At 34.1% G+C, this 14,629-nt stretch carries 12 protein-coding genes; 9 read left to right on the top strand and 3 right to left on the bottom strand.

What is annotated here, in order from left to right; all coding sequences use genetic code 11:
• The first annotated feature begins 20 nt into the window (after nucleotides 1-20).
• Both ABWU28_RS06945 and ABWU28_RS06940 read left to right on the top strand, forming a co-directional pair.
• Complete coding sequence (locus tag ABWU28_RS06945; protein ID WP_007302503.1) at nucleotides 21-617, top strand: riboflavin synthase; 597 nt, start codon at nucleotides 21-23, stop codon at nucleotides 615-617.
• A gap of 57 nt (nucleotides 618-674) precedes the next feature.
• Nucleotides 675-1,262: a CvpA family protein gene (locus tag ABWU28_RS06940; protein WP_007302502.1), complete on the top strand. Its 588-nt coding sequence runs from the start codon at nucleotides 675-677 to the stop codon at nucleotides 1,260-1,262.
• A 130-nt stretch (nucleotides 1,263-1,392) separates the two neighbouring features.
• Here ABWU28_RS06940 and ABWU28_RS06935 read toward each other — a convergent pair whose 3' ends face one another.
• Entirely contained in the window at nucleotides 1,393-2,718 is a 1,326-nt protein-coding gene (locus ABWU28_RS06935; protein ID WP_029237536.1) for a phosphomannomutase/phosphoglucomutase, read from the bottom strand.
• 129 nt (nucleotides 2,719-2,847) lie between these two features.
• Between ABWU28_RS06935 and ABWU28_RS06930 the strand changes: the two genes are divergently transcribed.
• From ABWU28_RS06930 to ABWU28_RS06900, 7 genes are all read left to right on the top strand, one after another.
• Nucleotides 2,848-4,182 carry a hypothetical protein gene (locus tag ABWU28_RS06930; RefSeq protein WP_353275207.1) on the top strand — a complete coding sequence of 445 codons (1,335 nt, stop codon included), beginning with the start codon at nucleotides 2,848-2,850 and terminating at the stop codon, nucleotides 4,180-4,182.
• A 26-nt stretch (nucleotides 4,183-4,208) separates the two neighbouring features.
• A complete protein-coding gene (gene ltrA / locus ABWU28_RS06925) occupies nucleotides 4,209-5,510 on the top strand; it encodes a group II intron reverse transcriptase/maturase (protein WP_353274935.1) in 1,302 nt (433 codons plus the stop codon).
• 11 nt (nucleotides 5,511-5,521) lie between these two features.
• Complete coding sequence (locus tag ABWU28_RS06920; RefSeq protein WP_353275205.1) at nucleotides 5,522-5,704, top strand: hypothetical protein; 183 nt, start codon at nucleotides 5,522-5,524, stop codon at nucleotides 5,702-5,704.
• A 134-nt stretch (nucleotides 5,705-5,838) separates the two neighbouring features.
• On the top strand, nucleotides 5,839-6,819 hold the full coding sequence (locus ABWU28_RS06915; RefSeq protein WP_353275203.1) for a hypothetical protein: 981 nt from the start codon (nucleotides 5,839-5,841) through the stop codon (nucleotides 6,817-6,819).
• A gap of 189 nt (nucleotides 6,820-7,008) precedes the next feature.
• Nucleotides 7,009-8,538: a hypothetical protein gene (locus tag ABWU28_RS06910; protein ID WP_052264853.1), complete on the top strand. Its 1,530-nt coding sequence runs from the start codon at nucleotides 7,009-7,011 to the stop codon at nucleotides 8,536-8,538.
• Between the two features lie 233 nt (nucleotides 8,539-8,771).
• Nucleotides 8,772-9,479: a uroporphyrinogen-III synthase gene (locus ABWU28_RS06905; protein WP_264376735.1), complete on the top strand. Its 708-nt coding sequence runs from the start codon at nucleotides 8,772-8,774 to the stop codon at nucleotides 9,477-9,479.
• Nucleotides 9,479-10,261, top strand: a complete 783-nt coding sequence (locus ABWU28_RS06900; RefSeq protein ID WP_213863914.1) for an exodeoxyribonuclease III — start codon at nucleotides 9,479-9,481, stop codon at nucleotides 10,259-10,261. The genes ABWU28_RS06905 and ABWU28_RS06900 overlap by 1 nt, the downstream gene beginning before the upstream one ends.
• A gap of 37 nt (nucleotides 10,262-10,298) precedes the next feature.
• Here ABWU28_RS06900 and ABWU28_RS06895 read toward each other — a convergent pair whose 3' ends face one another.
• Entirely contained in the window at nucleotides 10,299-11,249 is a 951-nt protein-coding gene (locus tag ABWU28_RS06895; protein ID WP_353275200.1) for a hypothetical protein, read from the bottom strand.
• Between the two features lie 851 nt (nucleotides 11,250-12,100).
• Nucleotides 12,101-14,629, bottom strand: coding sequence for a DNA polymerase I (polA, locus tag ABWU28_RS06890; protein ID WP_353275198.1), 2,529 nt, complete (start codon nucleotides 14,627-14,629; stop codon nucleotides 12,101-12,103).

Here is a 14,629-nt window from a genome sequence, read left to right as displayed (position 1 = left end):
ATAATTATTTATTTTATTGCATGTTTAAAGGAATTATCCAAGATATTGGCACTATAACTGATATCACTATCCACCCTAACTCTGATCAAATCTTCCATATTGAGACACAAAATTTATCCTCTATAAACAAAGGAGATTCAATATCCTGCTCCGGAGTGTGTTTAACTGTTGTCGACATAATGAGCAATGTATTCACAGTTCAAGTATCTCAAGAAACTATGAAGGTTTCTAACTTAAATATGTGGAAAATAGGAAAAAAAATAAACCTAGAACAAGCAATGAAACTGAGTGACAGAATTGACGGCCACTTGGTTCAGGGTCATGTGGATGACACAACAGAAATTTTAACAATCAATCAAAATTTAGAATCTCATGAAATCAGACTATCATGCCCACAAGAATTAATTAAATTTATTACAAAAAAAGGTTCTGTAACGCTAGATGGAGTTTCCCTTACAGTAAATTCAGTTGTCGATCAAGAATTCACTGTGAATATAATTCCCTATACATGGAAAAACACAACTTTTCAGCATAATAAAACAGGTAATTACCTAAATTTAGAAGTTGATATGATTGCCCGGTACTTAGACCAGCTGATAAAATATCAATACAATTAATTTTACAACTTTGTTATTTACAACTATTATATCTTGAAAATCATATAGATACAAAATATGTTTTTCGATAGCCTAATTATCTTTATTATTGTCTTGTGTGTAATAATATCGATAACTAGAGGTTTTATAAAAGAGCTATGTGCATTAATGTTCTTGCTCTTATCAGTCTTTTTGACAGCTAGTTACTATGATTTTTTTATTATAAATTATAGTAAGTATTTTAACTCTAAAGTTACACAAAACATACTTTCTACAATCTCTGTATTTATTATACTTAATCTTACATTCATGACAATGAATAACTGGCTAATGTACATATTATCACCTATAAGGTTGGGATTAATGGATAGAGTTACTGGAATCTTTGTCGGAGCACTCAGAGGAATATTGCTTTCTTATGTACTATTTTTTGCTGTGCACTTATATTGCCACACAGTATATGATAAAAAAGAGGGAGAGTCTAAAATAGACGCAGAAGACATATTGCCCAATTGGATAATAAATTCACACTCTTATCAGGCTTTATTTGTGACAACAGAAGAAGTAATTAACATGTATGTACCAGAGTCATTGATACTAAAAATAAAAGAGATTGGTGAGGAAATGGTTGATCAAGAAAAACCTCAAAACAATAAAGAAAAGTGAGTGTTGATTTTCTATAGCTAAACTAGCCTAGACAGCTATTATCCACAGCAGTGAGCCATAGGTTACCAATTCCTATTACTAATCAAACAAAACTGCAAACATTGACGAATAAGTAAATCATCAAAAAAATTTAAATGTATAATTTTAGTTCATCAATGTAATAAAACAAAACTTTTTTAGTGAGTTCAAAATCTTCTAAGGTATTTCCTTCACATCTTGCTGTTATGCAGTTTTGCGTATTTGATACTCTAAGAAGCCACCAACCTTTATCATCAGTTACCTTAATTCCATCAAGCTCTGAAAATACAATGTTTTGCTGCTTTAGTGTCTCCTTGATTGATTCAATTATTTGAAATTTTTTCTCATCCTTCACCACAATTTTCACTTCATGAGTGATATATAACTTTGGTAAATCTTCAATCGCCTCAGATAGGCTTTGGTTTTTCTTAAGTAAAATGTCAATGGCTTTAATAGCAGAATATAGTCCATCATCAAAACCCAGCTCAGAAAAGAAAAAATGCCCACTCAGTTCACCGGCAAACTTGGCCCCTTCTTCTACCATCTTTTTCTTAACTAGTGAGTGTCCAGTGGCACAGGTAATTATTTGTCCTCCTAATTTGCTAACGAAATCATGCACTTTCATACTCATTTTTACGTTGGCAATAACTTTGCTTTTTGGGTATTCCGCCAATACTTCACGTGAAAAAATCATAAACAAGTGATCATTGGAAACAACATTACCTTTATTATCAATCAAGCGTACCCTATCACCATCACCATCAAGTGCAATACCAAGATCACATTTATCTTTCTTGACAATACTGATTAACTGAGCAAGATTTTTTTCTTCTATGGGATCTGGGTCATGCAGTGGAAACGTCCCATCTATAGAGTTATTGGTTATGATGTGTATATGACTTGGTAAAACTTTTTCAATATACCTTACAATTGTTGGACTATTGCCAAAATCCCAAGCTATTTTTAGTTTTTGTGTAGCGTTATTCTTGAGCGCATTTTTTAATATGTTAACGTACTCACTATATATATTCGTGTTAATTAAGCTTCCAATTTTCGTGCTGTTTTTAATTGTATTGCCTATAATTTCCTTCATTTCTTGATCTGAGTAAACTTTTTTACTACTGAAAAATTTAAAGCCGTTATATTCTCTGGGATTATGAGAAGCAGTGATCATAATCCCAAGATCTGCCTGCATTGTTGCAGCGTAGAGCATAGGTGAAGAACAGAGCCCAACGCGTATAACATTCGCACCGGATAAAATCAAGCCTCTGATTAATTCTTTTTCTATGCTTGGTGAATCTATCCTGCTGTCATAGCCTACACAAACGTTAGCTGCAGTTTGACCGAATTTTCTACCTATTTCATACCCATCACTGATTTGCAGGTCTCTGCCTACCACACCTCTAATATCGTATTTTCTTATAATAGTATTGTCCATACTGCACTTCTTGGAGTGGTTAATATATAACATTCCCGCCAAATACTCAAGTTTATTTAACTATAAGATTAGTTGATTTTTTAAGAAAATATGCTAATATTATAATATAGTTCTCTAAAAATAGAAATTATGCTAAAAGAAAACTTATTTATAGCTGAAAATCAAGGTTTAGATGTAGATGAGCAAAAGAAAAATGATATTTTAAGTTTCATTAAATCTTGCAAAAATTTTCAGGATTTTATCAGAAAACTAGAAGAAGAAAATTTAATCTGGTACTTTATTGGTCCTTTACACAAAGATGAGAACATTAAAGAACAGGTAAGTTCAAAGTGGAAAGAGGAGTTTCAAAAGTTTGAGCAATCAATAAATGCAACACATAAAAAATTCGCAGAATCTCTACCAAGTGAAAATTTCTTAGTATATACAACACAAGATAATGAATTTAAAATTAGATTTGAAAATAAAGAAAAACCAATAGAGATTAGCACCCTTTTAAGAGCCAGTGACGAAGGCAAGGTTTATAACCTATCTTTAGGGAAAGATAGTCAAATAACTGCAACCAAAAAAGGCAGCGAAAGGCACTATGATTTTACTGGTTCAAGCTCATGTGAGATGACCATTAACTGGCAAGCTAAGGATTCTAAAGGCAATAGCATAGATTGTAGCATGACTGTAGAAGTAAATTCTAAGGGCATAAAAAGAGTGATTGATGAACCAAAATTTGGAGAAATAACTGACCCAGAAGAGGTATTAAAATTAGTTGAGCAGAATAAAGAAGTTTTTATCAATGGCAAAACTCTATATCAAACTTTCACTGACATGGTCAAAAGTGTGAACGAGCAGCAAACACCAGCAGATGAAACATTTACAAAAGATTCACCACAGTCAGCTACACCAAGTAGCAGTGGATATTCTTCTCTTAATACACCTTCTTCACGCAGAAGTTCTTTGTCTATTAGTAGTGAGGTTAGTGATGGTGCGCCAAGGTGCGCCAAGGTGCGCCAAGAAGTGCTTGGAGAACAGTTGGTGAAAATCCAACACAAACAAAGTCTAGCCAACAGTTTGGAACAGACCACTATGTTGCATGAGGTAACGAGTGTAATAGAGCTAGTGGGATGGACAATGCAGGGTACAACGAAAGTGAAGGGATTGAGTTCCGAAATACCTGAAGACATAGAGGTCGACATTTTCATGGCCATGGAAGACAGCATGAAGGATAGCGTAAAGGCAAGTTATCACTCACTCTATCGGGATCTGAGACCGTGCCATGTATTGAAATGGACTTCAAGTGAACTTGGGAGATCCTATGCATTCCTACAAAGGTACGCTGGAACAAGTCAACAAAGGCAAGAACTAGCGGAAGATGCAGGGGAAGTCGGACTGATTGATAGTACTCAGAATGTGGGAAAGCCACGTACAAGGGGAAGCGATCAGCAATATAGTAACTGGAATAGGGATTGCTAGGCCAATACAACGGAGGTTGGAATAACATGCAAAATAAACTAAACCAGATAGCAGTAAGAGCAAAGCAAGATAAGCGACTAAAATTCACATCGTTAGTCCATCTGATAAATACAGAGAATCTTGCGAGATGTTATAAAGAACTGAAGCGTAACAAGGCTTGTGGAGTAGACCAGATAACAGTGGAATCATACGGAGAAAATCTGAATGAGAAACTCGAAGTGCTAGTAGAAAGTATGAAGAGGAAGCAATATCAACCACAACCAGTAAAGAGGGTATATATACCGAAAGCTGGAAGTAAAGAGAAACGCGGACTCGGAATACCATCGACCGAGGATAAATTAGTACAGATTATGCTGAAGAAGATACTAGAAAATATTTACGAGGCAAACTTTCTGGACAGCTCATATGGATTTCGACCTGGAAGAAACTGTCATCAAGCGGTAAATGCACTAGATAAAGCAGTTATGTACAAGCCAATAAACTACATTGTAGAAGTGGATATCAAGAAGTTCTACGATAATATACAGCATAAATGGCTAATGAGATGTCTAAGGGAACGAATAACTGACCCAAATTTGCGGTGGTTAGTAAAGCGGTTTCTCAAGGCAGGGATAGTCGAAGCTGGAAATTATGAAGCAACAAAACAAGGTACACCCCAAGGTGGTATAGTAAGTCCTGTATTAGCAAATATATACTTACATTATGTGTTGGATTTATGGATAGAAAAGAAATTTAAACCAAGATCCAGAGGATATATACAACTAATAAGGTTTTGCGACGATTTTGTGGTTTGTTGCGAAAGTAAGGTAGACGCGGAAGAATTTCTGGAATTACTGAAACAAAGGCTAAATAAATTTGGGTTGGAAGTATCTGAAAACAAGACCAGAGTAGTAAAGTTTGGCAAGAGGGAGTGGCAACAAGCGATAAGAGAGAAACGAAGGACGGAAAGTTTCAATTTTCTGGGGTTTACGCACTATGGTGCAAAAAGTCGTCGTGGTAGATTAATAATGGGACATAAAACCTCAAAGTTAAATCTAGCCAGAAAACTAAAAGAAATCAAGGAGTGGTTGAAAATAGTCCGCGGAAGTATTCGACTTAAAGCTTGGTGGCAAGTACTGAAGGCTAAATTAACAGGACACTATAACTACTTTGGTATTAGCGGAAATTATTGGTGTTTGAAACAATTTTACACATCAGTAAGAAAGCTAGCATTTAAATGGATAAATCGGCGTAGTCAGAAAAAGAGTATGACCTGGGAACAGTTTGTACACTACGTAGAAGTAAATCCATTACCAAAGCCAAAAATACATTTTTCTTTATATGCATAAGAGGGACGACTGTGAAAACTAATATTGATGAGCCGTGTGCGGGAAATCTGCAAGCACGGTTCTTTAGGGGGAGTTGTAGTAATAAAACTCAAACGAGAGGAGTAAAGCTACAGCTTCTACCGAACGAGATGAAGTATTTGAAAGTGATACGTTTAATGATGAAGAAGAGCATAAACAAGGAGGGAAAGGATTAGAAGATAGAGTAGCGGAATTAGAGAAAGAAAATACATATCTCAAGAAGGAAAATGCAGAGTTAAAAAGCCATAATACAAAGATAATACAAGAAGTTGATGAGGAACTAAGTAAATTAACTGAGGAAAAGCAAGATTTGGCAAAAGAAGTCACAAGACTTAAAGATGAATTGAAAAGAAAGGAAAAAGAGTTAGCTAAAAAAGATCAAGACATTAAGCAATTAGAACGAAAAGTAACCGTACTAGAACAAAGTCAAAAAGATAAAAATGTTAAAATAACACATTTAATGAGTCAATTGAACGATAAAGAAAGTGAGATTCAGTCAACAAATAGAATAAATGAGGAACTACAGGAAAAATTTAAGCAAAGTGAAGCTAAGTTAAGTACACTAGAAAAAAAGAATACAAATTTTGAAAATGATCTCAAGAAAATATTGGTAGAAGGTTCACAAGATAATCACGAAAAGCAGTTGGTAGAAGAATTGACGGAAGAAAAAGGGAAAAACAATACATTGGCTAAAAAGATGAAACAATTGTCTCAAGAATTCAATGAACTACAAAGAAAAAATGAAGATTTAGAGAGGAAAATTCGACAACTTGAACCCGGAAGATCACTTGCGGATGAGTTCAGTGAAGTAAATGCGAAAGTAGCTACTTCAACTGAAGCTGAATATGAAAGTAGAGGAATCGAGGCAAGTAATCACGAAACTACAGTTCCTAAAACACAAGACCAAGGTACACAAGCTGCGGATAAATCTTCAAGCAAAAGAATTAGTAAATTAGGAAAGGAAAATAAAAGTTTGGCTAGGGACAAACTAATGATATCTGAACAATTAAAGCAAAAAACAAAAGAGATTGGTGAGTTAAAGAAAAATTCAAAGCAATTACAAGAAGAAAATACACAACTAAGACAAAAAGCTACTAAAGATAAAGAAGTTAATGCATCATCTTCAACAGATCAAAAAAAGACTAATACAGTGGAAGTTCAAACTGATGTGCAAATGAATGATTTTCGCGATTTATATGATAAAGAAGGCAAATATGTCAGAACAGAACTATCAGATCCAAACACAGTTCCTGCTAAGACTACGGAAAAATCTACTCCTTCAAAAGGATGAGTTTTGCTTCAACTATAGCTAATCCAAACGAGATATTATATTGCAATAATCACTAATTTTCTGTGCTTTCAAAAAAACACATCAAGCAAAATCATTTGAGAGTAAGTGGACATTGTTAGATGAATTAACCCTAACTTAAGAATCAGATATATACAATATTAGTATGTTTAATTAATAGTGAGGTTAAAAATGTCACCTAGTGAAAAAAACTCTTCAAATTTTGTTGAAACTAAGCAAGATGATCTTAAAATGATTCAAGATTCTTCATTAAATTCAGATATCATTCACGATCCCAAGAAGCTAAAAGACAGAATTATGGATCTGTTAAAAGGAGATACAGAATTCTCCAAGATGAAGCAAGGAGATAAGGCCCTTGTAGTAGGTACAGCAAGTGGATTATTTGCAGCAGTGTTACCATTTTTGGCAGTTGGTGCAACACTTGCTATACCAAGTGCTATAGTTGGTCTTACTCTATTTTTCGCTGCGAAAGTTGCTGTAAAAGCAGTTCAATCTGGATATAAAGGGCTCAAATGGTCAGCAGAAAAAACAGTTGAAGGAGCGAAGCATATTGGCGGAAAAATCAAAGATGGTGCTGTATATGCCAAGAATTCGGTAAAAGAAACTGCAAGTTCTGTAAAACAGGCAACACAAGAGAGAGCTAGCTCTACATTAAGAAAAATGGGGGATAACATTCAAAACCTTGGAAGGAAGATGAGTGATAGTGGTGCAAGCGTGTCTAGTTTAGATGGCATCGCATATTCAATAGGTAATGAAGATCAAACTGTTATTTTGAAAACAAAAGAAAAAACGAGAAGTTTTAATAGTGTAAAGGAAATGTTTGTCAAGGAAGTTTTTGAAGACAAAGGTGTGAATAGCTCTGCTTTAACTAGGAAAATATTTTCTAAGCTGGGGGAAAAAATATTAGAGAAAGCTTATTCTGTTGATGGTCAACACAGTGCCAAAAAGGACCAGTTGATCAACCGATTGAAGCAGCAAATAGATTTTATCAATAAATTAGATGCTAAGAAGTTGCAACATTTGTTAGCTAAAGATAATAGCAGCCTATATGAAATTTTTTCTGAACATCATGATGAGATTAAGGAAGTTATTAAAGAATGCAAGGAAGAGCATACTCGTTTTAATACTTTAGAAAGGCTTAATAAGTCAGCAAAAAGGCATAAAGCAAGTTCTATGAATTCACTGGAAAATAGCTTATCAGGTAGTAGTTCAACGAGTTCTATAAGTACTGTTAGCAGCAAAGCAGAATTATTAAATCCTAATGAGCATAAGGAAGTAAAAGAACCTACTTCATTTTGGAGCAAGTTGTTACCATCACTAAAAGGTGGCAAAAAGCCAGAGGAAGCTACTTATATAAGATATCAAGATTCTGAGTTGGATCAGATACAATCTGCGGAGATAGGAAATAGCCGTTTTTATGTTGCTCCGGAGAAACCGCCAAGAAGCAATTCAACGGGTTCTTTAAGCACTGACAGTACTGCTACAACTTCTAGCTTTGCCAGTTACCGTCGTAATTCTGATAGTGGGTTCAATTCACCAAGTTCTTCTCCGCAACATGGTATGTTCACTGAGAAAAATGGCAAGCTAAAAACCCAAGCTGACTTAAGAAAGACAGGTTCTTTGGACAAATTGGTGGGACCTTCTTCAACAGTAACTGCTGAAGTCGATGTAGAGCATCAAGCTCCAAAAATGAAGATATAGAGAGTAAACAAAACTATCTATCTTCTTAAAAAAGATGTTACTCAGTGAGTAACATCTTTTTTTCATTTGATCAAAAACATTCGCTTATTTAAGATCAGTTTTCTAGCACTGGGCCAATTATGGAGTTTCTTTTGCCTTTTTTCTAGGTTATGCAAGAAACTTGAAAAATAAAATTTTTATTCAATAATTTGTGTATAAGGGATATCATTTTACTGCTAGCAAAATAAACCAGAATGAAGTCTATTTTATTGACAAGGCCTTTATTAGATTCGTTGAGCACAAGAAGCACGCTAAAAAAATATGGATACAAAGTTTTTATAGAGCCAGTATTCACAATAAAGTACTTAAATCCTGATATATCCGCGCACGAATTTGATGTTGTGATATCTACAAGTAAAAACAGTGTAAAGGCTTTCAGTCAAATATGCAAAGAGGATAACTTTTCGATTATTACAGTTGGTAATTCAACTATGCAGGCTGCAAAAAATTTGGGATTTTCCGATATAATCTCAGCAGACAGCAACGTTGATGGTCTGATATCATTCATAAAATCTCATTATTCAAATGCAATAAAGTTCTTATATATAAGGGGACAAGAAGTATCATGTGACCTAAAAAAAAGATTATCTGAAGAAGGTTTTAACGTAAGAGAAGTTGTACTCTATAAAACAATTACTAAAAGGAGTCTAACTAATAGGTGTAAAAATTTACTATTGGACGGTAAAATTGATAGCGTTGCTTTTTTTTCCTCACAAACTGCAAGGGTATTTTGTTCATTAGTTCTAAAAAGTGGGCTATCTCCTGTGATGAATAATACAATTGCATATACCATGAGTAAAAACATTGCTGATAGTTTAAAGTTAATCAAGTGGAAAAAAATTATAACATCGAGGTTGCCCACAGGGGAGAGTTTAATTGATATAATTAATAAGGATTGTTGATGCTAAAGATTGCAACTTGGAATGTAAACTCCATACGTAAAAGAATTAACCAACTTTGTAGTTTTATAGTTGATAGTCAGATAGATATAGTTTTGCTGCAAGAGATAAAATGTACAGAAGAGCAATTTCCTTATGCAGAGATAGAAAAGTTAGGATATGAATATGCTGTCTATGGACAGGTTGCAAGAAATGGTGTTTGTGTTTTATCTAAATATCTAATACTGGAAAAATTAAAAATTGATATTGTAGAGAGTCATCAAGAAGCACGTTATATAGAGTGTGTGATAAAACACACCAATAATAAGGTAAGGGTAGGAAGTGTATACGTTCCAAACGGTCAAAGCCCAGACTCTCATACTTTTGAGTATAAACTCAAGTTTTTTGATAACCTATATAAAAGGATGGGCACTTTGTTGAAAAATGAAGAGTTAACTATTATAGCTGGCGATTATAATGTTGCACTGGATGAAATTGATGTTTTTGATTCAAATTTATTAAATGGCCAAGTGTGCTTTCATATAAAAGAGCGTGAGAAATTAAGAGCGATCTTGAATCTTGGTTTTAAAGATGCATTTAGAATATCTCACCTCAACTTACAACAATTCACTTGGTGGCATTATCAAGGTAATTCACTCAGAAACAATCAAGGAATGCGAATAGATCATATGCTGCTATCGCCACAAGCTGCAGATAAATTGGAAACATGTTACATAGATGATAGGTTGCGTAAACTAGAAAACCCATCTGATCATACTCCTGTTGTATGTGTTATAAAACAATAAAAGACCTATTACACAATTCACCTTTGGCAAATAGGTCTTACTTGACTGCTGTCTTTTCTGTGCTTTTGGCTGGCTGATCTATAGTAATTTTTCCATCAAGCATAGTAAGCTGCTCACCCCCTTTATTTCCCACCTGAGGAGCTTGTTCCGGAGTAGGTTGTTTTTTACTCCCGTCAGCAATTGTTTCAAGAGAGCTTTCAATTGGGGTTTTTAAAATATCATCAATACCCTTGCGAATTTTTTCATTCAATTTTGCTCTCTTTTCTGTATCATCTTTATCTGGTGAGCTAGGGTCATATAAAGTACCTGGCCTATTATTTGAAAAAAGAACTTCAATTCCTCCCTTTACAGCAAATATTGTACCAATAACAGCAGCAACTATCGCAAGTGTAGTAGGACCAAAAATTAATATTGAAGCAATGGAAAAAAGAATAGGAAGAAAAACCTTACGTAAGCACTTTGTTACCATCTCTTGATCACTAAGTAGTGGTTCATCCTCTTCTTTTTTATCTCCACCTAAAAATGGTATTTTTTCTTTCACTCCATCCATAAAGGAGCCAGAAACATTTTTCGGGTCTATTTTTATTCCCAATGGGAACCCAACAAGTTTTATTAGTAAATCTTTAGCTTCTGTACCACGTACATCATCTAAGCATTCCTCTACTACTTGCTTTACTTTACTATCTTCCTCTCCAGCCAATTTTTTCTCTCTAACTTCTTTAAATATAGAAAGTAAAAACTGACAAAAATTCTCTTCACTGAGTGGTCTTATTTTTTCCGGATTGACATTAGTTAGTAGTATCTTCTTATAAGCTAATATAAAATAATCAGTTATTCCTTTGCTCTCCTTTAATTTGGCTTTAACTTCTAATACTTTTACAAAGTAATCGTAAATTTCCTTATGTTCCTTCTTGAAGAGCATCTCATTTTGCCCGGTCACCTGAGTAGATGACTCTAAAGGCTTATTTTTTGCTTTTGGAACTGTCATAACGATCTATTTGTACTAACCTATGCTATAATTATAGCATATTTTTCGCATTAATTCAAATTTCTTAGAACCTGTCTTGAAAGGGAAAAAAGAAAAGAATAAAGCAAGAAATAGAAAAGTAACAAATGATAAGGGAATGTAAAAAATTGCTTCCATATATTTTAAATCTGATTATAATTACAGTTAGAGATATTTTAAGAGCTCAAAATCTATCTTTGTCTGCAGACTTTTCAGTCAAATTTTTAATCAAAAAGCGTAGCGTATCTTCTTTAGTGCATGTAAATATGCTTAATCTCTGTTGTATGTGCGCTGCACTTTTTTCTAATCTTTTTTTTACACAGGGGGATTTTATGTCCAGAATTCCAGATATTTGACCTTTACTTTAGCTAAAAACCAATAGGCGCCTATTGTTTAACGCTAATTAAAATAAAAATTTTTCTAATATATAGAAAAATCACTGTTTACTGAAAACGGGGCAAGAAAGCTGCTAATGTCACAGAATTTTAGGTAAACGTTGTTTGCTTAACGTGCTCTCCTTACTTCAAGAACTCTTTAATATGACTACTATTATACTTGCGAAATTAACCACTCAAGGCATCCGTTCAGGGGTGTGGCAAAATAAGGTAAAAGTGAATTTACAACAATAAGGCAGTGCCCAGACACTGGAATCCAGCCTTTTGTAGTCTCATTGAAAGCGTTGCTTTTAATATCTATGATTAGGTTGCTTGTGAGCACCAGTGTCAAGCACTGGGATGACATTATTTTTGCTTCAATATTTACACATTAGCCATGCATCTGAACAGATACTACTTAAGTCCTTTCAAGACAGGTTCTTAGGGTCTACGGTATAATTAAGAAAAGCCCCAGTTGTCGCTAATTTTTATTTCTACTTCAAGTGGTATAGAGATTTCTATCGCATTTTCCATTACGTCTTTCATAAGTTTTGCTGTTTCTTGTACCTTGTCGTCCTCTACTTCAACTAGTAGCTCATCGTGAACTTGGAGGATTATTTTACCTGTTTTCAATTGATCAAAAAGCTGAATCATTGCACGTCTTATTATATCAGCGGCGGTTCCTTGCAGTGGTGCATTTATTGCTGCCCTTTCTGCAAATTGTCTTAGATAAGGAATTTTATTGTTGATGTCTCTTACAAAACATCTTCTACCAAACAAAGTCTCTACATAACCGTGCTGTCTTGCGATAGATACTGCTTTTTCCATATAGGCTTTTATTTCTGGATAACAAGAAAAATAGTAATTAATATATTCAGCAGCCTCCTGAAAGGTAATGCCAAGTCGCTTTGCAAGGCCAAATGGACTAATGCCATATATAATGCCAAAATTAATGGTTTTTGCTTTGCGTCTTAATTGCTCATCTATTTCTTGCACTCCAAAAACTTGTCTTGCAGTGATATCATGAATATCTTGCCTGTTTGCAAAAGCTTCTTTAAATGCGGTAACATTTGCAACGTGTGCCAGGAGTTTTAATTCTATTTGTGAATAGTCGGCAGAAATTATCTTGCAACCTTTTGGTGCAATAAATGCTTGTCTGATGAAATTTCCTTCTTCGCTCCTGATAGGAATATTCTGCAAGTTAGGGTTGCTCGAGCTCAGCCTTCCAGTTGCAGTCACAGTTGTTGAGAAACTTGTGTGTATTCTACCATCAATAGGATCAACTTGCTTTATTAGCGCATCAGTGTAGGTACCCTTTAATTTACTTAAATGTCGCCAATTTAAAATTTTACTTGCAATTTCTACTCCTTCTTCTTCAAGAGCCTCTAGAACTTCATAATTAGTGCTATACGACCCAGATTTTGACTTTTTCTTTTTACTTAGCTCCATTTTATTAAACAAAACATCACTTAATTGTTTTGGCGATGCAATGTTGAATTTTTCTCCTGCTAAATTATGTATATCGTTTTCAAGTACAGCAATTAGCTGCTCAAACTTATCAGACAATTCCTGTAGTTTTTGAATATTGAGCAGTATTCCATTTTTCTCCATATCAAATACTACTTTCATGAGAGGCCTGTCGAAGCGTTCGTAAATCGTAAAAAGTTTTTCCTGAAATAATCTTTGTGTCAGTTTCTCATGGATCGCCATTAAAGTTTTTGCCGAAAAATTTTCTACATTCTCACTCAAATTATGCGCAACTATGTTTGGAATGCTGTGATCATGCTTACCTGTGTCAAAACTATATGACATGATCATCAAGTCATCAATTGAGTCTAGCACTCTCTCTATTGTAGGAAATATTTCTCTGATCTTTCTAATATCATGTATTATTTTAAGCACCCCATTTGAAAATAAAGTTGAATTTATTATAGTGAGTGCATCTTGTAGGCAGCTTTGATCTATGTAGAAAATATTATCTTCACTGCAAGATAAGGAGATTTCGTTTAATGCATTGTTTTCAAAGTGGCAATGAATTGCAATTTTACCTTCATATCTGCAATACTCCAAAAATTTTTCTAATTCTTCACTACTATATTCTGTTTTCTCTTTTGTGCTAGATCCACTATAAGAAAAAAGCTTTTCTACTTTTCCTATCAATGAATTAAATTCATATTTCTTCAAAAAGGATAACAATTTTTCCATATTTGGAGGATGGACTTCATATTTTACAATATCATGTTGAAGATCTACTTTTTTGCATAGTGACAAAAGTTCTCTTGAAATTAGTGCTTTTTCCTTATGCTCAGTAAGAATATTACGAACTCTTGTTTGCTCAATGTTATTGATGTTTTCTATAATGTTATCCAATGAATCAAATTCATCTAGTAATTTAGCTGCAGTCTTTGGCCCTATTCCTGGAACGCCTGGAATGTTATCAGATGCATCTCCAGTTAGAGAAAATAAATCAAGAAGCTTATTTGAATTTACACCAAATTTTTCTATCACTTGTTTTTCATCTACGTATATATTTTTGATAGGATCAAATATTAGAATGTTGTAATTCAAAAGTTGAAATAAGTCTTTATCTGATGAGACTACTACTACTTTAAAGTCTTCGTGGTTGGCATATTTTGCAGCTAGTGTTGCAATTATGTCATCTGCTTCATAGCCTTCAATCTCTTCATAGCTGAAGTTAAAAGCTTCTACCGCTTCTCTCAGTATTGTAAATTGTGGAATTAGATCCTCAGGAGGTGTTACTCTGTTTGCTTTGTACTCAGAATATAAACTGTGCCTGAAATTTTTTTTGCCAGAATCAAGTGCTATAGTTAAGTAGTCCGAATGGGAAATATACTTCAGAACCATATTAAGAAAACCGTACACAGCACCTACTGGAATACCAGCTGTGGTAGTCAAATGATGCAAAACGTAATAAGCTCTGAAAAGAAAACCATAACCATCAATGATTGTGAAAGTTTTTTCTTTCAT

The sequence above is a fragment of the Wolbachia endosymbiont (group B) of Pilophorus perplexus genome, assembly GCF_964028155.1.
In the GTDB taxonomy this organism is placed as follows: Bacteria; Pseudomonadota; Alphaproteobacteria; order Rickettsiales; family Anaplasmataceae; genus Wolbachia.
This window is presented reverse-complemented; position numbering and strand designations above follow the sequence as displayed.